We start from the raw sequence: 22807 nt of genomic DNA on the forward strand, positions 1-22807 counted from the left end.
TTAGCATTATACCTAATGCGATTTATTCTAGTTTCAATATTTTTAATGAATACATGGGCCCTCAAAGATAGGGCCCTTTTCTCTGTAAATGGCCAAATCTATTTCGGTCAAAACACAAATGATCTTTTAAAAGCTTATAATCAAAGTTTGTGCCTGATAGGGAAAAAGAACTATATTGCTAAGTTAACTGGACTAGCTCCTGTTCTTGAGCAAGTTACAATTGCGCCAGAGTCCCTTAATGCAAAACAGAAAGACTTAATAAAGAGAGTATTATTGCTCTCAAAGTCTATGGATTTAGAAAGTGAGTACGCTTCGTATCCAAAGTTTGGCACTTGTAAAATAAGTAAAGAGCTAACTAAAAAAGTGGTTCAGATTTATAACACAAATTACGAATTGAAGAAGAGATACCAAAATTTTCTAGAAACTCATAAATTAGATAATGGCCCTTATATTGATGAGGAATATAAAGACTTCGTTTTAAAGAATGTTGACTCAAGGTTATTCTTATAAAGATGAAAGAATTCAAAATAGACTTAATAAGCAATATTGACGAAGAGATACTGTCGAATTTATGCGATTTTGAAGCTGCATTTTTCAAATGGCCTTGGTCAAAAGAAAATTGGCAACAATTGGCATCCTCTGGTCGAGACATTTCATGTATCTGGGCCGAAGATGATGAAGTTGTGGGAATTTGTGTGTTTGAGGTGAACCAACCAGATTTTTGTCATTTATATAAAATTATCGTTCACCCTGACTTTAGAAGACGCTCAATTGCCAAAAAGCTATTTGAAGACATGCTGAGTCATTGCAAGAGTGTTTTTAATGGCCAAATATTTCAAGTTTATCTTGAGGTGGAGGCTTCAAATGAGGGGGCCATCAGGTTTTATGAGAGATTGGGCCTTGAAAAAATTCATCTAAAGAAGAATTTCTATGCAGATGGGAGTAGTGCTGTTATAATGCAAGAAGTCGTAAGCTGAAGTTGTTTTCATAAGTTATCAATGACAAACCTTGACAAGATTTCAAAATCTTTGATAATTAATAAGTACTTAGAAATTAGAAAGTTTTTTTCAGATTTTTGAGTAAATAACGATTAGTTAAATATTTAACAAGATATAATCGGGTAGACTTTTAGGGCTACCCTTTTTTTTTATTTTTATAGGCTTTTTTGTAAAAGCATATGGGATGCGTTTTAATGGATTTAGATATCTCTTATTCAGGTATGGAACAAAAATTTTTCGAACTTGCTACTGAAGTTGTAAGTGGGGAAGGTTACCTTCTTTATGATATGGAGTATATCAAAGGTTCTAAAACTTTACGCGTCTACATAATGAATAAAGAGACAAGAACAGCAGTAATCGAAGATTGTGTGAACGTTGACCGCGCTTTTAGTGAGCCAATGGAAGCACTTGATTGGATTCCAGATGATATTGTTCTAGAAGTTTCTTCTCCAGGAATGTTTAGAAAAATTAAAACAAGAGAGCACTTAGAGTTAAGTATCGGTGAGCGTATTCTTGTTCAACTTAATAAGAAATTTGGGGATCTTTTCCCAGGTGAAAAGTTTGATAAGAAAACAACAAATGCTAAGAAAGTTATTTGTAGCTTAAATAGCTACGGAGACGACTATATCGACGTGACTCTCGATAGTGATTTTGATTTAAAATTAAACTTAAATGATATTAATAAGATCGCACTTGAACCAGAAGTGTAATTGTTTGAGGTGAAAAATGAGTTTCTCAGAATTAAGTAAAATTATTGATGTGTTAGGTAAAGACCGTGGTATCGATAAGGCCATTATCGTAAACGCAATTGAACAAGCTTTCTTAGTAACTGCTAGAAAGAAGTTTGGAATTCAAGGTGAATACGAAACTCGTTATAACGAAGATGACGATGATGTAGAGATCTTCCAATATAAAAACGTTGTAGATGAAGTAAGAGATTCAATTATTGAAATCAATCTAGGTGATGCTAGAGAGCTTGATGAAGATGTTGAAATCGGTGACCAATTAGGGATCAAAATTGAAAACCCTAACTTCACACGTGTTGACGTACAAACTGCGCGTCAGATTATTATGCAAAAAGTTCGCGATGCTGAAAGAGAAATCCTATTCTCTGAGTTTAAGCACAGACAAGGTGATCTTGTAACTGGTATCGTTAGAAGATATGAGCGTGGAAACGTGGTTGTTGATCTTGGGAAGGCCGATGCTGTTCTTTCAAGAAGAGAGCTAATTCCTGGTGAGCAATTTAACCCTGGTGACAGAGTACAAGCTTACTTAACTGAAGTAGTTATGACTAACCGTGGGCCAGAAATTAGACTTTCAAGAACTTCACCAATGTTCCTTGTTAAGCTTTTTGAAATTGAAGTTCCAGAAATTCAAGATGGAACAATTGAAATCAAATCAGCTGCACGTGAGCCAGGTCAAAGAGCTAAAATCGCTGTTCAATCAGTAGATAAAGATATTGATCCAGTTGGTGCTTGTGTTGGTATGAAAGGATCACGAGTTCAAAATATTGTTAATGAACTACAAGGTGAAAAAATTGATATCGTAAGATGGAATGATGATCTAGCTACATTTGCTATTGCAGCTCTTGCTCCATCTGAAATTGAAAATATTTCTATTGATCATGATTCAAAATCAATGGACGTAATCGTAGAAGAAGATCAGCTATCACTTGCTATTGGACGTCGTGGACAAAACGTTCGTCTTGCAGCAATGCTATCTGGTTACAATATTAACATTATCTCGAAGTCTAAACTTCAAGAAAAAGTTAATAAGTCAGTTGAGAACCTGCTTCAAATCCCATCTGTTACAGATGCAATGGCACAAGTACTTGTACAAAATAGCATCATGGCAATTGGTGACTTCATGGCAACTCCTGCGGATGAAATTGCTACTATGACTGGTGTTGATGCTGCTACAGCACAAACTGCAATTGATGAAGCTGCAAAGTTAGTTGAAGAAGGAACAATTGAGCTTCAACCAGAAGGTGAAGAAGAATTAGTATCTGCTTCTGCAGTTCCTAAGTACCTAGGTATTATTAATAAAGAAGGTGCTGAGCAGGAAGATGAAGGTTCAGACAAATTTAATGAAGCAGAAAGAAGATTAAGAGAAGAATTAGCTGCATTTAAAATTAAGTAATTTTAAAATAGAAAAGTGTAGTCATACTACGGAGATAAAATGCCTAAGAAAATATTTGAATTGGCCAATGAACTCGGAAAGAAGCCATTAGACCTCGTAGAAGAGCTGAAGTCACACGGATTCTCAGTAAGAAACCACATGTCGGTATTATCTGATGAAGATATTACTAAGTGGGAATCACTTACTGGAGGAAGTGCTGGAGATGCACCTGCTGAGAAGGCGACAAAGAAGAAAACGGTCAAAAAGAAAGCTGCAAAAAAGGCGACTGTAAGAAAGAAGTCTGCGGCACAAGCTGACGATGATAGTGAGGAAGATAAACCTGCTAAGAAGACAGTTACTCGTAAGAAGAAGACTGTTGTACGTCGTAAAGCTTCATCAAAATCTTCGGAGGCAACTTCTGATGATGAAAACACTGAAGCTATTGTTGAATCTTCTGAAGATATTGAAGTAAATGCAGAAGAGACTGTAAGTACTCCTGTTGCTGAAGAAGCTCACGCTCCTGAAGTAGAGGAAGAAAAAGAAGTTGAAGCTAAGGAAGCAAAAGAAGAAGTTGCTGTCGAGGCTAAGACTGAAGAGAAAAAAGCTTCTGAAGAAAAAGAAGAGAAGAAAGAATCGACGACTCTAGATGGAAAGCCATTTGGTCTAAGAATTGTTTCAGCTCCTACTAAAGAAGATAAAGAGAAAGCTGCTGCTCGCAAGGCAAAGAAAGCTGCTACTAAGGACGAAGAAGTTCAAGATGATATCAACACTAAAGCAGGTGTTGTTGAAGGTGATGAAGATCGTACCGCTAAGAAGGATAAAAATCGTCTAAGTGGTCTTGCTTCTATGTTAAGTGCTAAGAAAACGGTTAACCGTTCACAAGCTCTTAACGAAGAACGTGCAACTTCAGAGCTTAAGTCTTACTCTTCACTTCAAGGTACTGGACGCCCAATGTATACTCAAGTTAAGAGAAAGCGTCAGTACTCAGGACCTTCGAAATCAACTGAGATTACAGAAGTAAAAGAAGCAAAGAGAATTATTAAGCTTCACGGTGGTGCTTACGCTGAGCAATTAGCGAAGAAGCTATCTATTAAGCTTAAAGATATGATCGATAAGTGTCTTGACCTAAATCTACTTGTTAGAAATGGTGACTATATTGGTCTTAAATTAGCGGGACAAATTGCGTCTCTTTACGATTATAGAGTAGAGGATCAGACTTTTGATGAGGATGCGGCACTTGGGAAAGAATCTCTTTCTGAAGAGCAACTAAATAAGCTTCCACTTCGAGCTCCTGTTATTACAATTATGGGTCACGTTGACCACGGTAAAACAACTCTACTAGATTATATTAGAAATGAATCGATTGCTGCTGGCGAAGCTGGTGGGATCACTCAGCACATTGGAGCTTACTCGGTAGATGTTAAAGACTCTAAGCTTACTTTCCTAGATACTCCAGGTCACGCGGCCTTTGGTGCTATGAGACAGCGTGGTGCTGATATTACAGATATTGTTATTTTAATTGTTGCTGCTGATGATGGTGTTATGCCTCAGACTGTAGAGTCAATTAAATACATTCAATCTGCAGGTAAGCCTTTAATTGTAGCGGTTAACAAAATGGACCGTGAAGGTGCTAACCCAGATCGTATTAAACAAGCTCTAACAGAATTTAATATCACTCCTGAGGAATGGGGTGGGGAAACTCAATTCTGTCATATTTCTGCACTTAAAGGTGATGGAGTAGATGAACTTCTTGAAGCAATTGCACTTCAAGCTGAAATCATGGAGCTTAGAGCTGAACCTAAAGGGCCAGCTGAAGGTGTTGTTATTGAATCAAGAATTGAGCACGGACGTGGTCCTGTTGCAACTGTTCTTGTTCAAACAGGGACACTTAAAAAAGGTGACTCAATTGTTGTTGGAGAAACTTTTGGACGTGCAAGAAGTTTAACTGACCATAAAGGTGTTCAACATAATAAAGTTGGGCCTTCGATGCCAGTACAAATTATTGGACTTGCAGAAGCGCCATCTCCTGGAGATAGCCTAAACGTTGTTAAAAACGAAAGAGAAGCAAAGAAGATTGCTCAAAACCGTATTGATGAAAGAATCAGAATTGAAACTGCAGCTCAGACTCAAGGGCCTAAAGTTTCTCTTGAAGACTTCTTTGCAACTGCTGTATCGGATGAGGGACAAAAGAAAGATCTTAACCTTATCATTCGTTCAGATGTTCAAGGATCTTTTGAAGCGATTAAATCTGCTATTGAAACAATTTCAAATCCAGAGGTTGAAGTTAAAGTTATTCGCGGTGGTGTCGGTCAAATTAGTGACTCAGACATTGAACTGGCAAATACTTCAGGTGCCTTTGTTCTTGGATTTAATATGAGACCATCAACTTCTGCACGTAAGCTTTCTGAGCAGTATGGAATTGATGTTAAGACTTACTCAATCATCTATGAATTAATCAATGATGTGAAACTAGCTGTTGAAGGTCTTCTCGATCCTGAGTTTACTGAAGAGTACATCGGGCGCGCGGAAGTACGTGATACATTCTCTGTTCCTAAAGTTGGAACAATTGCTGGTTCAATTGTTGTTGATGGTGCTATCCAAGTTGGTTGTAACGTACGTCTTCTTAGAGAAGGTAAGATCATGTTTGATGGTAAGATGTCTTCTCTTAAGAGATTTAAAGATGATGTTAAAGAAGTTAAAAATGGTTACGAATGTGGTGTTGGCCTAGAAAATTACAACGATGTAAAAGTTGGCGACCTATTCGAAGCATATAAACTGAAAGAAAAGAAACGTAAGCTTGAGGATGTTTTAACAGCAGACTCACCAATTCTTTAATTCGGTTGGAGATGTCATGAGTGGCAATAAGAAAAAACTTCAATATGAAGAACAAATTAAAAATGAAGTAAATCAATTACTTCGTCGTGGACTAGATAACTCTGCGTTCACATTTTGTTCGATTACTAAGGTTGAGATAAGCCCAGACTTTTCTACGGCAAAGTTATATTGGGATACATTCGATCCTTCTAGAAGAGGTGATATTGCTAAGGCGATGGATACTTCTCTAGGTAAAATTAGAAGTCACCTTGCTAAGACTTTACAAGTAAGACACACACCTTCATTAACTGCTGAGTATGACTCGCAATTTGAAGATGAGCAGGAAATTGAAAAACTACTGCAATCTGAAAAAGATAAAGGAAAGTCTTTCTAATGGCTTCAAGAAATAAGAAATTTAAGGGCCCAATCTTTGGGCCTTTCTTTTTTAAAGTTGATAAACCAAAAGGGATAACTTCCTTTGATGTTATTAGGCGCTTTAAAAAAAACCTTCCTAAAAATATTGGTAAAATCGGACATTTTGGAACTCTTGATCCATTTGCAACTGGTCTACTTGTTATTGGTATTGGACCTGCAACAAGATTAAATCAATACACTCAAATTGATTCAAAAGAGTATATTGCGACAGGAATTCTTGGTGTTAATTCTCCAACAGGTGATTTTGATACTGAAGAAGGTACAATTGAAGAATTAGAGTTTTCTGACGTAAGCTTCGATGAGGTAAAGAGTCAGCTTGAAACTTTTATTGGTCCGTATATGCAAAGCCCTCCCGCTTTCTCAGCAACTAAGCACGAAGGCAAGGCGCTTCATGAGTGGGCACGAGAAGGTGTCTTTATTGAAAAGCCACCTGTTGAGCGAACAATTCATGAAATTGAACTATTAGAGGTTCAGGGCCGTAAGATCGTCTTTCGTGTTTGTGTTTCTTCTGGAACTTATATCCGAGTTCTCTTTGATGACCTTGCTAAGAAATTAGGAACAAGAGGTGCTCTGGAAGACTTAAGACGAACTAATTCAGCAGGAATTGATTTAGAAAATAGTATTGATTTGGCAATCTTTGATGATGAGAATTTCAGCGCTAATGATTTTTTATTGAATTACACAAATCCGATAACTGAACTTATTGGATTTGAAAAAATAGAATTAGACGAGGCCATGAGCCTACGTTTTGTTAATGGCCAAACATTAAAAATGGATGTGGCCGATGGCCACTATTGGATGAGATCGCAAAATCAAACACTTGGACTCGCGGCCGCAAATGGTGGACTACTTAGGAGTTGCGTGGGCTTTAGTCCAGCTGCGTTAGATAAAATCGATTTAACTATGTGTAATTCCTTAGACGAATAATTTTAATTCGTGCTATACTCTAGGAAATTACAAGTGAAATTTAAGGAGATAAAGTGAATACTACTTTAATTGCATTAGCCATTGCATTATTAGTTGTAACAGGGATGGTTGTCCAACTAGGTGTTTTAAGCCTTCTTTCAGGTTCATTCTTCTTCCTATTTGGGAAGTCGAAGTTTGAAGTTCTAAAATCTTCAGATGATGAAAGTTTTGCTTTTGGTTACCGTTGGAATAATTCTAGGCAGCCTGCTAAGTTTAACCACGTTACGGTAAGGCTATTCAACCCATTTGGTAAGAAAACTCAAGTAACTGTTTCAAGTGACTTTGCTGTTCAAGATTCTGACTTTGGTATTGAAGTTAAAATGGGACCGGCTTTTAAAGATATTTTAGAGCTTGAAAACCTTGATTCTTCAACAGTTGAAATCGAACTTAAGTCTAAAGACGGTGTTACTCAATCTCGCACAATGAAGGGACGCAAGTTTATTGAAGCATTCCGTGGTGCTGAAAATACTGTTGAAACATTTAATGAAAAATATGGTTACGTAAAACCAAAGATGTTTTATCACCAAACAACTCGTTCATTTATTGCAGATGCCATTCCACAAGGTGATATTCCTGTAGGACTTAGAATTTCTGCAAACCCACAGTTTGCTGGTGAATTCGCTGGTGCTGCTGGTGCAGGAGCTCCTGCTCAAGAAAACTTTGCTGTTTCTAAGGTATGGATTGAAGAAGGTTGTATTGTTTGTAACGCTTGTGAAGGTATTTACCCTGAAGTATTCGAAGTTACAGATACTAACTGTGTGATTCGTCCAGATGCGCCACTTGATAACGGACTTTTAATTCTTGAAGCTGCTGAAGCTTGTCCAACTGAAGTTATCAAATTCAATAAAGCATAATTCAGATTTTAAATTTTGATATAAATAAGGCCCTCGAAAGAGGGCCTTGTTGTTTCTATTTTCTGTTATAATTATTAAATGGAAGTAGATAAATATTCAACACTCTTATCTCCTGTTGATAACGAGCATTTTAAACGCCGTTTTTTCTTAACTGGAGAACCAATTAACGAATCCCTTATAACCAATGTTTTCTTTGTTCCAAGGGCCGGTGACAAGTGGCTATACCTTGTTAAAGACAGTGGTAAGCTTGACTATCCTGGAGGAGAATTAAGAGAAGGGGAAAGCGTTATTTTTGGTTTAGAGCGAATGCTAGGTCTTGAACTTGGCATTAGTATGAAAAGTATTAACAAACTTGGGCATTGGATCTTAGAAGATAAATACGAGACGCCCTTGCGAGAGCATTTTTCTCATCCTATCTCAGCTGCTGTCGTTTTCACTGGAGATGCAAATTTCGTTAACTCTAATAATTTAAAATCAGCTACCACTGAAGAGGTTTGCCGACTTTTAAAGTCAGAAGGCCGCCATTTACAAGCAGATATTTACTTAGCATGCGCTGAGTATTTAGAGTCTTTGGATTAGTTTAAGACGAAGGGGATACATGAATAGAATTACTCTAAGATATTTAACTCATGAGGATAAAGATGAATTCTTTGCTGCTTTCCATGAGGACTGGGAAAACAATTTTGACTTTGTTCATTACTGGGAAACTCTAGCTAATAGAGAGTTTGAGAAATATGTTTCGATAGCTCCGGAGTTTGCAAGGGGAATTCATATTCCAAAAGAGCACGTAGCTGCCGCATTACTTTTTGCCTTCAACGAGGACGGGAGAATTGTAGGCCGTACATCAATTCGTTTTGAATTAAACGATCATCTTTTAAAGGTTGGTGGCCATATTGGTTATGGAGTATGCCCCAATTTCCGCCGTCAAGGATATGCGACTCAAATCCTTGCTGAGTCCTTAAACTACGTTAGGGCCAATATTAAGGGCCTTAAAAAGGTTCTTGTTACTTGTGATGAAGGTAATATTGGATCTGAGAAGACAATTCGTAATAACGGTGGTCAGCTTGAGAATGTTATTGAGGTTAATGGTGTGAAGAAGATGAGGTTTTGGGTCGAGTTGTAATTTTTTAGGGACTTTAATTCAATGAGTAAGTAGTGTGGTTTTTGAAGTTGGTTACCCGAAGGCTCCCTTTATGTTCAGGAAGAATTGTATGCCTGCGAGAGGCAGGAGCCGAAGCAGGCCGTGGTCGCCTCTGGGTTGTTCGGCATCATTTTGCCATCGTGGCAAATGACGCCTCCAAAAAAAGAAACCCGCCTGGACAGGGCGGGTTTCAAATTTAAGAACAATTTATCGGTAGATGGTTCGGATTATTTTCCTTCCATCGGATTAATTAGTCTGAAGTATAATCCAAGAAGTTTTACGTTTCTCTTCATATCTCCGTAGAAGCTATCTACATCTTTAGTAACTTTCATTTTCGTCATCGCTTCACCAACAAGCTGATCCATTTGCTGAATCTGAGCGAAGCTGTTTTCTTGGATATCTCTTAAGAAAACATCTCCTAACTTGATTTGCTCGTTATTATTTAGACCTTGGATGATCTTTGTAATAACTGGTGCGAATAACTCAACTTGACCTTGCTCGTTCACAGAAGGCATTGAAAAGTTGTTCAGAAGGTTAGTGATCTTATTGTCTAAGTAAGTATCTTTGTTTCCAGTCTTTGCCATTTGAATCATATCAACTGTTGAACAGTATTGCTCAGAAAGACGACATGCTTCAGCTTCAAAAGCGATTGGAGCGATTGCCTGGCTAAGTACTTGGTTAATGTATTCAAGTGACACACCTTCAAGACCAATCTCATTCATCATTGTTGTAAATTGTGCTGATACAAAGTATGAACCAGCTTGTTTTACAAGTGCTCTTTGAGCAAGGAATCCTGCAATCATCTCTTTTTGATTTTGTGAAGCAAGAAGAGCGTTGATCTGAGCGAAGTATTTCTCCATCTCTGATTTAATTGCTGTTGCATCACCAAGAGCTGCTGCCATATCAAGCTCTGTCTTTTGAGCTTTCATTGTATCTTCAGTTGCACCTTGTGCCGCTGGAGTTTGAGCAAGTTGAAGTCCTGCGATTTGTGCCTGCTCCCATTCTTTAAAGAATGTTGACCAACGCTCATCGTGAGAGATTAACTGCATCATACTCGCTTTCTTAATAACGTTACCAGCTACATATGAATCTTGTGCGTAAGGTACATATGCTTTTCTGATATCAGTTTTCTCAGCTACATAATCCTCTGGGATTTGGTAAGTTTGCCCTTCGTGCTCAAAAGTCTCAGTAAGTAGGTCGTTTTGAGAAATGTGGTTTACCCAAAATGCACGAGCAGGGTTAGCTGTTTGTTCAAAAGTATCAATGTTACCGTAAACTAGACCACCGATAGCAGCATAGTTAGTTTCAACTTCACCAACTTCAACTTTAAAAGCTCCGTTAGTTAGTGGGATATTACGTCCAGTTTCTGGGTCATATACTAGTGGTGTAACTTGACCAGAAAGAACTTCTCCAATTGTTGATTGTACAATTGAATCTTTAATATCAATTCCAAATAGGTACTGCTCTAGTAACTGGTATGGAATTCTTAAAGAGTTTGAACGGTACTTATAAGAGTACGATTCTGACTCTGTAAGTGCTACAAGAGCTGCAGCCTTATCATATTCAACACCACGGTTTTTAGCTCTGTATGAATCACTATCTAGTGAGATTGCCTCATTCCACTTAGTTTCAACAACCATTGGTTTTTGCGTTGCTACTTGTAGAACTGTTCCATCTTCAGCTGTTACTTCAGTTTGAGATGGTACAAGAGTCGAAACAAATCTCTTGTTTCTTTGTGCTTCAGTATCAAGTCCAGCACCTGGAGTGATATCTGGAGTTGCAACTACCGACTGTAGGAAGAATAGTGATTTAATTACACCATTAACTAGGTCGTTAGTTGTTGCATCATGAGTTGCTTGATCTGCTTGAGAGTACAACTCTGGAGTATAAATTAGGTGGTAGAATACCTCTTCATTCATCATTCTTAGCTTGTAGAACTTGTCCATTAGCCAACCAAATGCTGCTCCACCGTAGAATTCCTTACGCTTACCTGGGAAGTAGATATACTCATACATCTGACGGTAGTCTGCAATTTGGTAATCTACGATTTCTTCAAAAGATGAACCAAAGTCGTGTCTGTTACACTGAGGAGAGTTTCCAGCGTCCTCATCTGAACAGAATCTGATTCTCTTAAGACCAGCTTCCGCCATAAGTCTATGCTTAGAGATATTTGATGGGTTTCCATTTTCTCCAACTAGTGCATCAACAACATCTTTAATTCTTACTAGGTGATAGTATAGACCTGGTTCGAATTCAGACTCTACAGAAGATACCTTAACGTCAACACCGTTGATCTCTACAGATTTCTTTCTTGAGTTTGTGTAACCTTCAAGTTCAACCATCCCTGTATAAGCTGCACGTAGTGCGTATACATCGTATGGAGCTAGACCATCGTAAGTAGCGTGGTCATCAATTGTATAATCCATAACAGAAGATGAAGTTCTCTTAGTTTCTTTTTCTCCTGGGAATACCCAGTTCTTCTTATCAAATGATCCAACGAAGTTGTGACGTAGACCAAGGTTGTGTCCAATTTCGTGAGCAAGAGTCGGCATCCAAATATCAATTAGGATATCGTTCTTACCTTCGTCTGTTTGTGCCATCTTTAGAACATCGTAGTTCTTAGCAAGATTACTTAGAGCAAACTCAGCTGTTTCGTGGTTACAAATTGGGTTTTTATTACCTTTTGCATCGTACTCCATTGAGTGCTTGATCTTCGCTTGAAGGGCCTCAATTGAGTTGTCACCATGAATCGCAGCTTGTAGTGCAACATCATCTTTATTAGCAATTGCTTGCCAAGCAGCATGTACTGCTTTTGCTTCTTTTTGGTTAGCTCTTGTGAAGTTAGAAAGAACTTCATCTTTATCAAATGAGCTAGCTCTAAAGTCGTTCTTCATTAGACGGTGAGCATCTTTGATTTTCCCCATCTGTGAAGCGATATTTGGACGCTTAATTGTGTTAAGTAGGCTGCTCTTTAAGTTAGTATGAGCAACACCATGACGGTGAGATTTCATCTCAGCTTTCTTTGTGCTTTGAGATACTGTTTCACCTTCAATTTCAACTTCAACTTCAACTTCAACTTCATCAGAGTCAGCAACTTGTGTATTTTGTCCTGCCGCTTGAGTCTTTGCTTTGTGCTCAGCTAGAGCATCTTCAATAGCTTTCTTATTAAGCTCGTCAGCAAGGTTTTTAAGCTCTTTAGTTGGAGTAATATTCTTAATAAAGTTCTTCTCTGCGATGGCCTTATCAACCATCCAATTAATTGAAGACTTCATGTTACCACCGTATAGGTAAACAGAAGCTGATTCAACAACACCATTTCTTGGGTTAAATGACGGTCCACCAAGTCCAATGATTGAACTTGAAGTTGCTTTTTCTACCCAGTAGATGTGGTTACGTTGTAGATCACCAAGGTGAGTTTTTTCTACTACCTCGATATTTACTGAACGTGACTCACCATCAAGATTGTGAGTAAGAGAAAGATTCTTCGTTCCTGCTGGAATTGAATCATCTTTTTCTATTTTAAGGGTGATAATATCACCACGTCCTCCATATTGTGTACCTTTGAAAGCACGCTTGAAGCCTAGGTTGATATCATCAACAACTTTTTGAGAAGAAACGATAATCTTATTTCTTAAATCAAGTTCTGTTTGAGTCAGTTTTCTAATTAGCTTCCCATCTTTATCATATTTATTTGATGGAATACCTGTAAGTACGTACTCGATATTTTTACCATTTCTGATATCAAATACCATTGGTAGATCTACCGTTGTATCAAAGTCACGAGTTTGCTCAGTGTATCCTTTTGGTACTAGCTTAGAACCAGTGAATAGACCAAAGTTAAACTTCTTTTGTACTTCGTAAGAAAGGTTTTGCTCTGGTTCTTCGAACTCTTGATTATACTTCATGAAAGTAGTTCTTTCTTTGAAAGTCATTGTTTCATTCTGTTGTCCCCAGTAATCTCCACCGAAGTCAGCACAGTTAAAGAAGTTTCCTTTCTTATAAGTTGATTGAGTAGAGAAGTTAAGGAATTCATCTCTTCCGTCAACTACTTGTACGATGTCACTTACTTCTGTAAGACCATGGGCCTTACCTCCACCACAAACGCTCATTAGGTAAGGGTCTAGTGACGTAAGAACATCACCAATTTGATCGTTTCCAAGATTAACTACTGCAATTGCTCTTTCATCATTGTGACTTGCTGGAACGTAAACGATTCCACCTTTGTCATTCTTACTTTCACGGAAGTATTCTGCTTCAAAAGCTAGTAATGGTTCAGTGTCTAGATCAGTTGATCCTGTCTTATCAAGTAGTGGTCTTGATCTTTTTACTAGAACACGATCTGGCTCAAAGTGGAACTTAACGATTTCAACGTGGAAAGTCGCTTTAGAACCTGCAAAACTGTAGTTAAAGATATTTGGAGAGTCTTCTAATACTCTTCTAAAAGTGAATTCTTGATTCTTAAATTTTTCAAGTTTTAGCCAAGCTGTCGATAGCTCTTCTCTGATCTCAGTTGGGTAAATCTCTTCTGGTTGAGAGTCTTTTTCTAGTTGAATGAATTTTGCATCTTCAGCAACTGTACTAGAAGAGATTTTCGTCTCAGCTAGGATCTCATCATTATCATCGATATCGTACTTGAATTTAACGTACTTAATTTTTTCAGAAATTTCTGAACGTAGGAAACAGTTATCAAGAGCGATTCTAGCTCTCTTTGCTGTATCAGCGTCACATCTAGAAAATAGTAGGTTAAATCTTTCTGCACGAACTAATTTTTCTTCGTTATCAGTTAGGTCTTCTTTCTTGATAACACGAGCAAAGTAAGCTTTGCTTTCATTGTCATCAAGAATAACCTTGATTAGATCCTTGTTTTCAAAAACATGACCATCATGCTTAGACGTTGTGAAAGCATTTTCGTTATTAAGGATTCGGTCTTCAAGTTGTCCTACTGTGAATAGGTTATTTTCAACCTTATCACGACGGTAGATTGTCGCGATTTCTTTTTGATCCATTCCGAAAACACCTGTGTAAGTTCTGTTTTCGATTAGGTAGTCAACTTTATAGTGAGTTGATTCCGAACGGTCCTTCTCAACATATCTGATATGTCTTGTTTTCTCATCAAGATCATTCTTTACATTTTCTCTTTGGTAGAAATCAACACCGTATTGAAATAATGGAATACGATCAAGCTTTGAAGCTTTAACTGGAAGAACATCGCGAATGATTTTATTAGAAGCGCTAAGAGTTTGTGCACTAGCATTTACTGGAGCAATATACGCTACTAGGTAGTTTGTTGTAAGATCAAATGTAATCTCAAATTTCTGACCTTCTTTTTCTGCGAAAATAAGAAGATCTTTTACAAGAACATTATAAGTCTTATCATTAGAACTAACGATTTGAGTTGAGTAAAGAGTCTTTGCTTCACTTCCAACACTTGTGTCGATTAGGTCTGTTGAAATTCTGTTTTTAGAAAGCTCTTCTTGAGTCGCAACTGCTTTTGATTCAATAACTAGCTTAGCTGAAGTAACAGAGTTCTTAGTACGGTAACTTTCTTGTGCAAAATCAGGCTCTTTGTCCGGAAGAGTCTTTGCACAACTTGAAAGGATCGCTGCCAATGCGAAAGCATGTGTAAGGCCTCTGAGCATTCCAAACTTGTTTTCATTTTTGATTTTCATTTTTTCTTCTACCTTTGTTCTTTTTGTCATTTGTTCTTCTTTCTCTTTGTCTTCGTTATGTGTGTTCTATATTTTTATTGTTAGTGATGCATAAACTGATGAATCTCTTTCATCAAATAGGTCGATCTCAACCTTCTTCCCATCAGGTGATAGGGGAGTTCCTCCAAATTCATGACCTACCTCTAGGTTGTATTTAGGGCCAAAGCTATAGCCAATGGCCTGTGAGAACGAATAAGCATCTTTTGTATTATTCTGGTATGTCCAACCCTTCATATACGTTCCTCCAAGTGATAGGTATAGCGCATCCGACACGCTGTATGTCAGATATGCAACTGATGAAAGACTATATGAAGTATTTGAGCTTCCAGTCATTGTTGTTTCATACTCATGGAAGTTCTTGGATGCACCAAGAATAACTAATGCAGATAGGTCCTTAATCCCAATAACACTATCGGCTATTGATAGGCCTTCACTTAAGCTAATTCCTGCTTGAAGCTTAGAATATTTTCTAGAAACCTTACTTGTTGGAAGTTTTAACGATGCCGTACCAAATGAAACAACACCATCAAATGGCTGAGAAGCCTTTCTAGTAAAGGATACTGACGTATCGCTGATTCTACTTTTTCGCTCATCAACAAAGTCTTTTGATACTGTTGTTTTAGCGGCGAAACTACCTTTATCAGTAATAATATTGAAACGAAATGAGTTATACATTCCACTATAGTGGCCTGCCTCAGATGTCTTTAATAAATCTCTTGAAACTGTCGTATCAACTCTAGCTGACCAATTTCTAGTCGCACCTGGTGCTTTTTTGACACCCTGGATATTACTAGTGCTACTTTGGGCAACAACAGATGTTGTTGTAAGCGCAAGTAAAATTAATGAGATACACTTAAATGGTGTCACTCTGTCTCCTTTTTTCGTTCCTGAAAATGAAATTCGTTCAATACTTGATGCAAATGGTATGCCATTTGTTCATCTTCGGACGAGTTCGCATTTGAAGTAAATATATAACAATAGGAGTACGAAGACGCTGACTTTGGAAAATCTACAGGGTTGTTTAGGGAGTTGACGATTTTTGAGGGAAGTATAAAGGGAGGCCGTTGGACGGCCTCCGATTACACCTAGGCCCAAAAGAGAGAGGGATTATGAGGGATATTGGGGCCTAAATGATATTTATACCAAAATATAAACATGGGCGCCGCGATGCAGCACTCTCATTTTGAATATGCCTTATTAACGGATTTAGCGCTATCGAAGATAAGTTAATTTTGTTTAAGAAGAGTAAATTAACCTTTAGAGGAATCGTTTCAGAATTCCTGATGTGATCATTTCTTTGAATCCGACTTCATTTTCTTGCCACACTTCTTCAACAGTTACACCAGTATCTACTGTTGGGCATTCAAATGTAAGTACAGGTGCTCCAAGCTCAACACTTCCGTAAGTTCCGAGTGAGCCAGGAGTTGGGTAGCCGATATCATCTGCAATTGGATAATTATTGTGTTTGGCCAAAAGCTGCGCAACATCCTTACAGTCACCATTGTAATTTACAATTGGTTTCCATGAGTGAATTGATAAAATAAAGGCCGGTGGATACTCAATAAAGAGCTTATTTAGGAATTGGTTTTCAGGCTCACTTAATGGAGCACTTCCTGGATTGTACTTATCTTCTTCGAATTCACTTTCCCAGCTTTGAGTAGGTAAGTTTCGATTAAGATCAACTCCATTAGCATTAACGCGCGTTCCTGCATTAACACCATCTTTATTGACGATAGGAATAACGACTAGAGGTAGATCTGTTTCAACTTCAGTCTTAAGCCATGAAAAGATTTCTTTTAGGCAGTGAACTCCCTCGATTTCATCTCCATGAACTCCTGCCATCAGATAGATATAGCGAGGTGAATCAACTTTATTTTTAAAAGCTTCGATTTCAAGGTTGTTAACTGTTTTTCCTGACTCTAGTTTAATAAATTCCATAAAGAAATTGTGGTGGAAGTTTCCTTTTTTGTAAATGAAGTTTTATACTTATGACTTTAAAAAGGAATACTTAAGTAATGAAAAAGAAAAACATACTAAAAACTTTAGAATATTTAGAAAGCGTACTTGATACACAAGATGATCATGATGCAATTGCTCAGCTTCGTGAAAGTGTCGAGCTCCTTGAGGATGTCGATAATGGCGTTGCAAGTGGCAATGGACACTTCAGTATACCAATGGAGGCCATGGGAGCCTATACTGTCTATAGTGACGGTGGATGTCGTGGGAACCCTGGACCTGGAGCGTGGGGGGCAATGGGACAAAATCCAGATGGCGTCGTTTTCTTTGAAAGCTCTGGCTTTGAGTATCAGACAACTAACAATCGAATGGAGCTTACTGGTGCCATTGAATCATTGAAGTCACTAGAGAATGAATTGGAAGAGATGGGGCTAGATCATGGACATGCCGCTTTCCTTTATAGTGATTCGAAATATGTTGTTGATGGAATTACGAAATGGGTTCCTGGTTGGAAGGCACGTGGTTGGAAAAAAGCCGACAAGAAGACTCCAGAAAATATTGAGCTGTGGCAAAGTTTTGATGAAGTGGCAGGACGTTTTTCTAATCTTCAGTTTCGTTGGGTAAAAGGACATAGTGGTCATCCGCAAAATGAGCACTGCGATATGTTGGCCAATAAGGCAATGGATGAAAATATTTAAGGCTTGAAAAGCAGACCAAAGCACTTTAATCTATTTATATAAATATTAATTAGTAAAAAGACTTCAATAAATTTAGACAAAGGATGTTAAATGAAGAAACTACTAGCAACAATGGCAATCGCGCCATTACTATTTGTTTCATGTGGTAAGAAAGAGGAAGTAAAGCCTGAGACTGAAAATGATAAAATCTTCTATTCAGTTGGACATGTTTACGGAAAGAGATTTAAGGATTTCAAACTTACTGAAAGAGAAATGAATAACCTTGTTCAAGGTGTTCGTGACGGTATGACTAAAGATGCAACTGATATTGATACAAGACAATTTGCATTTAAATTTAGAGATATCGTAAACCAAAGAATGAGCGAAGTATCTAAAACAGAAAAAGATGCAGGTGCAAAATTCCTAGAAGAATTTGTTGCTAAAGAAGGTGCTAAGAAGACTGAATCTGGTTTAGCTTACAAGATCATTGAAGCTGGTTCTGCAAAGAAGCCAACTGAAACAGATACTGTAAAAGTTCATTACAAAGGTACTTTAAGAGATGGAACTGAGTTTGATTCTTCTTATAAGAGAAATAAGCCAATCGAATTCCCTCTTAATAGAGTTATTAAAGGTTGGACTGAAGGGATGCAACTTATTGGTGAAGGTGGAAAAATTAAGCTAGTAATTCCATCTGAGCTTGCTTATGGTGATCAAGGTGCTCCTCCATCAATTCCTGGTGGCGCAACACTTACTTTCGAAGTTGAACTAATCGAAGTTCTTCCAGCTGCAAAGAAATAATTCTTAATCGAATTAATCAAATAAAAAGTCGATAAAGTATAGGCCTTCTTAAGTTATCTTAATGAAGGCCTATTTTTTTTCACATCAAATGACATTCAATTTTCGTTATGCTTTCCTTTTACTATTGTTTCTAATTAGGGAGGAAAGATGAAAGTAATTCTACTGATTGCCTTATTGTTACAACCTGTCTCTGAAGCTTCTTTCTTTAAGCATAAAAGAGAGAAAGAATCATTCTTTGCTTATATTATTAGGATATTGATTAAGCCTTCAATTCCTCATGATGGTGAAGGTGATACTTAAAAGGCATATCCAACAGATAGGCCAAACATTGTTTGATCTGTCGATTGTTGGAAGCCATCTGCGAATTCTTCATCAGTTTGGATAGCATCAAAATTAGCTTTGAAAATAAGTGATTGAGAAGTTGAAACCTTATACTCAAGACCTAAGCTGACTGATGGAAGAAGCATTGCGCTTCCAACTCTAACTGTATCTTGGATACTCGTTTCAGAACGGCCAAAGCCTGCGCCTAGTGAAATAAAGTAGCTGAAGCGATAACTCCAACTATTATTAAATGAAATTTTTAAGGCCGCTGTCCCCATCATTCTTTTGGTTTCCTGCTCAACATTTGGATTTAGAAGTGTCAGAAGATCTAGATCGTAGCGAAATCCTATGATTGTTTGAAAAGTTTGATTAATAGGGATGGCGTAGTTAAATTGAAACGTGTCACCAGTTCTCGTTCCATCATTATTAATACTAGAACTTGTCGATTCACTTAAGCCTTGATTCTTCCCGTAGAAAAATTCAAATCGATTATCATAGCGTTGAAATTGTTTTTCTCTAAGAGACATCTCTTCTTCTGCTAGCATCTGTTTGTATTTTGCATCTCCAAGAATTTTAGGGATTTCTAACCATACTCGCTCAGGAGAGTAGTTAACTGTAACAATTTGACCTTTTTCAAAAGGCACGCGCATATTATTATCAGTCACAATCCACTGAGAGTATTCTTTCGTTATGGAGATAGCACGGGCCGTAAAAGAAATCTTCTTCGAAGAAAATAGAGAGACTTGTCCCTTTACAATATTATCAACTCGTCCTTTTCGAATAACAAAAGACATTCCATCATTAGCAATATTTTGAATAACAATTAGGTTTGTATTGAGGTCATACTTTTCGGCAAAGGACGCTGTGGCCAATGATAGAAATGTAATTGTGACTAAAAGAGTTTGCAAAAATCTTTGAACGCTATTCATATAAGTATTTTATAACCAATGACAAGTTTAAGAAATCATTGGCAAATACTCCTTATTTGCAATTGATAACCAAGTGCTTTGGTATAGTAATATTAATAGTTTAACTTTATTTATTAATCTCCGATATGAAATTAGGGATTTATGGATATGAAACTTAATAATGCATTTTACATTCTCTTCGTTGTACTTTTTGTCGCGTGTAAGCCGGTGAGTAATACCGCTCGCAATAACGTTGATTCATCAGACACTTCTGATATTACTAAAAGACATCAGATTACACTTATTGAAGTTTCTTCAAATCAATTGATTCTTAATGGGACAAACCTTTCAACAATAAGTGCTGTTAAAACAAAGAATGGCCCACAAGTTATTAATTTAAATATTTTATCAAAGTCAGCAAATATGGTGAGGTTAGGAGTACCTAATGGTTTAAAGATCGTTGGTGGCTTTATTTATGACCTTATTGTTACAGATGCCTTTGGACAAACAGTGACATCTGTAAGTTTTGATGTCCAAAATAGTTCGATTTCTACAAGTAAAATTCAAGATGGAGCAATTACGAATTCGAAATTAAGTTCTCTTGGCGCATCTAGTGCAGGACAAGTTCTACAGTATAATGGATCAGCTTGGGTTGCTGTTGATTACCTTGGTGGCTCAAACTACTTAGGTCGATTAATTCTTGATGCTGGAGGAGGAGTTACACCACCTTCTGTAGCAGGAGTTAATAATGGTGACTTCTATGTTGTTAATGATGCAGCACCAGTTGTCGGTGATCTAAATGGTGATGGAAATATTGAAACCTTCACTGCAGGGGACATCATTCGCTTTAATGAATCGACTAATAAGTGGGATCTGCAATTAAGTAATGGTAGTTATGCTGGCCCTTGGGATATTAGTGGTTCACATATTAGACGAGTAGGTTCAGGTGGAAAAGTTACAATTTCTGATGATCCTTATGAAGGCCCTTCAAAATTAACTGTAAGTGGAAATATTGCAGGCCCTACTACTGCTGAAGAAAGTATTCTACTGCATGTTGGTGGAAATGTTAGTTCTGGTTTAGGATCTAGTTGGGCAAGGGCATTATCATTTGGTTTAAGACAAGAGCATAATGCCACGATGGGAGTATACGGAAGTAACACTAATGTCGGTGGGATGAATTACTTCTTTATCGATGTTGATGGAGACGGAGATAGTTTAACTTCATCTTTTTGGAATTCTGCTGAATTCTATATCGACTCTTCAGGGAGAACATCAGTTGGTGGTATTCCTAATCCACTATATCTGTTCTACGTTTATGGTAACTCGGGAATAAATGGAAACTTTAATGTTTCATCGACTGTTACAGCTGCTGCATTTGTAGGGGACGGTTCTGGGATTACAAATATTAATGCTATCAATATGACTAATTCTGGAACGACGACAATAACGGCCGGTAGTTCTGGACCTGGTGATATTGCATTTCAATCTGAATCTTCAGATTTTGCTCTCTACGATGCAAATGGTTTTCTTTCATTTGGGCATACATCAAATCTTGGAACATTCAATGCGACTGCTCAAATTGATGTTCGTAGTGACTCTGGAGATGCGAGTGGACAATTCTATTCTTATGGTGGAAATCAGTCATCAATTAATCTTGCAAGTTCACAAGGTCTAATCACTGCACCTTCGATGACAACAACTAACGATGTTCTAGGTCTCTTAAACTTTGGTGGAGATACTGGTAGTGGAATAGTTAATACTGCAAGCATTCGCTCAACTGCGACAGAAAATTTTAGTGCGACAAATCTTGGTACTGAATTGAATTTCTATACAACTGCAAATACTTCTAATACTCAACAAGAAAATATGAGACTGACAAATAATGGAAGGCTATTAGTTGGTAGTTCTGCCGTTTCCAATACATCGGGTTACCAGATGGTTGTTGGTGGAAGTACTCAACTTGCAGGCAATCTGAATGTTACAGGTATTTCTCAGTTAAGTAGTACTGTTGTTTCCGGAACACTTTCTCATACCGGAAATTTATCAACAACAAATTTAACAGCAAGTGGGACAATTCAAGGAAATGGAATTACTTCAACAGGTGGCCTTGTAAGTACAGGCGTACTTACAAATAATGGAAATGCTGTTGTAAATGGAGCTCTACAGGTTACGGGCGCCGCTACTTTTGACAGTGATATTACTGTCACTGGTAATGTGGATTTTGGAAATATTTCTGTTAATACGATTGCAGGTGATGCAACGACAAGTTCAGCATTCTTTGGTCAAGTTACTTCAGCACAAAAGATTATTTCTCAAGGTGGAATTGATAATGTTGTTTTTAAAGGTGGAACGCTTAATAATTTTGAAGTTCTTGTAGATAATGGAACTGGTATAAAGCTTGGAAATATGAACTCAGCAGGAGCAGTTGGCTCAAGCCTTCCTGTTACAATCACTACAGCAAATACTGATCGTATTACTGTTACGGCAGCAGGGCGTGTTGGAGTTGGAACAACGACACCTTCAGAGCAATTTCATGTCGTGGGCAATCTAAGAGTTCAAGGTGCAACAGACTGTACGCTTGGAGGTGGTGCCGGTGCCACGAACTGTACATCAGATGAAAGATTAAAAGATAATGTTGTCGAAATTGAAAATGCACTTGATAAGATTAAGGCACTAAAGGGGGTTGAATTTGATTGGAATGAAAAATCACTTTCTCCTGGAATGCACTCAATCGGTGTAATCGCTCAAGATGTTCAAGCGCAATTTCCAACGGCCGTCATTGAGAATGCAGATGGATGGCTATCTGTGGATTATGCAGTCTTAGTGTCGCCACTTATTGAAGCTGTAAAAGAGCTAGATAAGAATATTTCCATGTATAAGCTTATGAGTGAAGGTGTTGAAGTTCAGTTGGCAACAAATACTCGTGAGATAGCTACACTAAAAGAAGAAAATAATAAGCTTAAAGAAGAAAATGAAGAAATGAGGCAAGCACTTTGCTCGCTTAATCAAAGTTTCAAATTTTGCAAATAGAAGAGAGCGCCTGTCAGTTATTTAAGGCGTTTTCATTCTTTAGTGCATATCTAAGTATCCATAATTACATAAATATAGAGGCG

The 22807-nt window shown here is 37.6% G+C and carries 18 protein-coding genes; 14 read left to right on the forward strand and 4 right to left on the reverse strand.

Annotation, left to right across the window (positions count from 1 at the left end; genetic code table 11):
- Positions 1 to 15 precede the first annotated feature (15 nt).
- The 10 genes from C0Z22_RS03590 (at position 16) to C0Z22_RS03635 (ending at position 9308) form a co-directional block, all read left to right on the forward strand.
- Positions 16 to 510, forward strand: a complete 495-nt coding sequence (locus tag C0Z22_RS03590; RefSeq protein ID WP_146037778.1) for a hypothetical protein — start codon at positions 16 to 18, stop codon at positions 508 to 510.
- Between the two features lie 2 nt (positions 511 to 512).
- The gene (locus tag C0Z22_RS03595) at positions 513 to 977 is read left to right on the forward strand and encodes an N-acetyltransferase (RefSeq protein WP_103216981.1); all 465 of its coding nucleotides are present in this window, start codon (positions 513 to 515) and stop codon (positions 975 to 977) included.
- Positions 978 to 1192: 215 nt separating this feature from the next.
- Positions 1193 to 1708, forward strand: coding sequence for a ribosome maturation factor RimP (gene rimP / locus C0Z22_RS03600; protein WP_158246794.1), 516 nt, complete (start codon positions 1193 to 1195; stop codon positions 1706 to 1708).
- A 16-nt stretch (positions 1709 to 1724) separates the two neighbouring features.
- Entirely contained in the window at positions 1725 to 3137 is a 1413-nt protein-coding gene (gene nusA, locus C0Z22_RS03605) for a transcription termination factor NusA (RefSeq protein ID WP_103216983.1), read from the forward strand.
- Positions 3138 to 3176: 39 nt separating this feature from the next.
- Positions 3177 to 5951 (forward strand): translation initiation factor IF-2, encoded by a 2775-nt coding sequence (infB, locus tag C0Z22_RS03610; RefSeq protein WP_103216984.1) that lies wholly within the window; start codon positions 3177 to 3179, stop codon positions 5949 to 5951.
- A 16-nt stretch (positions 5952 to 5967) separates the two neighbouring features.
- Positions 5968 to 6324 (forward strand): 30S ribosome-binding factor RbfA, encoded by a 357-nt coding sequence (rbfA, locus tag C0Z22_RS03615; RefSeq protein WP_103216985.1) that lies wholly within the window; start codon positions 5968 to 5970, stop codon positions 6322 to 6324.
- A complete protein-coding gene (gene truB, locus C0Z22_RS03620) occupies positions 6324 to 7292 on the forward strand; it encodes a tRNA pseudouridine(55) synthase TruB (RefSeq protein ID WP_103216986.1) in 969 nt (322 codons plus the stop codon). Before rbfA ends, truB begins: the two co-directional genes overlap by 1 nt.
- A gap of 53 nt (positions 7293 to 7345) precedes the next feature.
- Positions 7346 to 8185 (forward strand): ferredoxin, encoded by an 840-nt coding sequence (locus C0Z22_RS16090; RefSeq protein ID WP_199177516.1) that lies wholly within the window; start codon positions 7346 to 7348, stop codon positions 8183 to 8185.
- Positions 8186 to 8263: 78 nt separating this feature from the next.
- Positions 8264 to 8764 (forward strand): hypothetical protein, encoded by a 501-nt coding sequence (locus tag C0Z22_RS03630; protein WP_103216987.1) that lies wholly within the window; start codon positions 8264 to 8266, stop codon positions 8762 to 8764.
- Positions 8765 to 8783: 19 nt separating this feature from the next.
- On the forward strand, positions 8784 to 9308 hold the full coding sequence (locus C0Z22_RS03635; RefSeq protein WP_103216988.1) for a GNAT family N-acetyltransferase: 525 nt from the start codon (positions 8784 to 8786) through the stop codon (positions 9306 to 9308).
- A 245-nt stretch (positions 9309 to 9553) separates the two neighbouring features.
- Here C0Z22_RS03635 and C0Z22_RS03640 read toward each other — a convergent pair whose 3' ends face one another.
- From C0Z22_RS03640 to C0Z22_RS03650, 3 genes are all read right to left on the reverse strand, one after another.
- A complete protein-coding gene (locus C0Z22_RS03640; RefSeq protein WP_103216989.1) occupies positions 9554 to 15025 on the reverse strand; it encodes a zinc-dependent metalloprotease in 5472 nt (1823 codons plus the stop codon).
- A 36-nt stretch (positions 15026 to 15061) separates the two neighbouring features.
- Entirely contained in the window at positions 15062 to 15901 is an 840-nt protein-coding gene (locus tag C0Z22_RS03645) for a hypothetical protein (RefSeq protein WP_103216990.1), read from the reverse strand.
- A gap of 390 nt (positions 15902 to 16291) precedes the next feature.
- Complete coding sequence (locus C0Z22_RS03650; protein WP_103216991.1) at positions 16292 to 16972, reverse strand: M14 family murein peptide amidase A; 681 nt, start codon at positions 16970 to 16972, stop codon at positions 16292 to 16294.
- A gap of 245 nt (positions 16973 to 17217) precedes the next feature.
- Between C0Z22_RS03650 and C0Z22_RS03655 the strand changes: the two genes are divergently transcribed.
- The 3 genes from C0Z22_RS03655 to C0Z22_RS15975 all read left to right on the forward strand — a co-directional run bounded on the left by C0Z22_RS03655 (position 17218) and on the right by C0Z22_RS15975 (position 18765).
- Positions 17218 to 17688 (forward strand): ribonuclease H, encoded by a 471-nt coding sequence (locus C0Z22_RS03655; RefSeq protein ID WP_103217557.1) that lies wholly within the window; start codon positions 17218 to 17220, stop codon positions 17686 to 17688.
- A 90-nt stretch (positions 17689 to 17778) separates the two neighbouring features.
- Positions 17779 to 18465 carry an FKBP-type peptidyl-prolyl cis-trans isomerase gene (locus C0Z22_RS03660; protein WP_103216992.1) on the forward strand — a complete coding sequence of 229 codons (687 nt, stop codon included), beginning with the start codon at positions 17779 to 17781 and terminating at the stop codon, positions 18463 to 18465.
- A gap of 147 nt (positions 18466 to 18612) precedes the next feature.
- Positions 18613 to 18765 (forward strand): hypothetical protein, encoded by a 153-nt coding sequence (locus tag C0Z22_RS15975; protein WP_158246795.1) that lies wholly within the window; start codon positions 18613 to 18615, stop codon positions 18763 to 18765.
- Here C0Z22_RS15975 and C0Z22_RS03665 read toward each other — a convergent pair.
- The gene (locus tag C0Z22_RS03665; protein ID WP_103216993.1) at positions 18762 to 19715 is read right to left on the reverse strand and encodes a hypothetical protein; all 954 of its coding nucleotides are present in this window, start codon (positions 19713 to 19715) and stop codon (positions 18762 to 18764) included. The two genes, C0Z22_RS15975 and C0Z22_RS03665, sit on opposite strands and share 4 nt — an antisense overlap.
- A 147-nt stretch (positions 19716 to 19862) precedes the next feature.
- Between C0Z22_RS03665 and C0Z22_RS03670 the strand changes: the two genes are divergently transcribed.
- Complete coding sequence (locus C0Z22_RS03670; RefSeq protein ID WP_158246796.1) at positions 19863 to 22724, forward strand: tail fiber domain-containing protein; 2862 nt, start codon at positions 19863 to 19865, stop codon at positions 22722 to 22724.
- Positions 22725 to 22807 lie beyond the last annotated feature (83 nt).

Source organism: Halobacteriovorax sp. DA5 (genome assembly GCF_002903145.1).
Taxonomy (GTDB): domain Bacteria; phylum Bdellovibrionota; class Bacteriovoracia; order Bacteriovoracales; family Bacteriovoracaceae; genus Halobacteriovorax_A.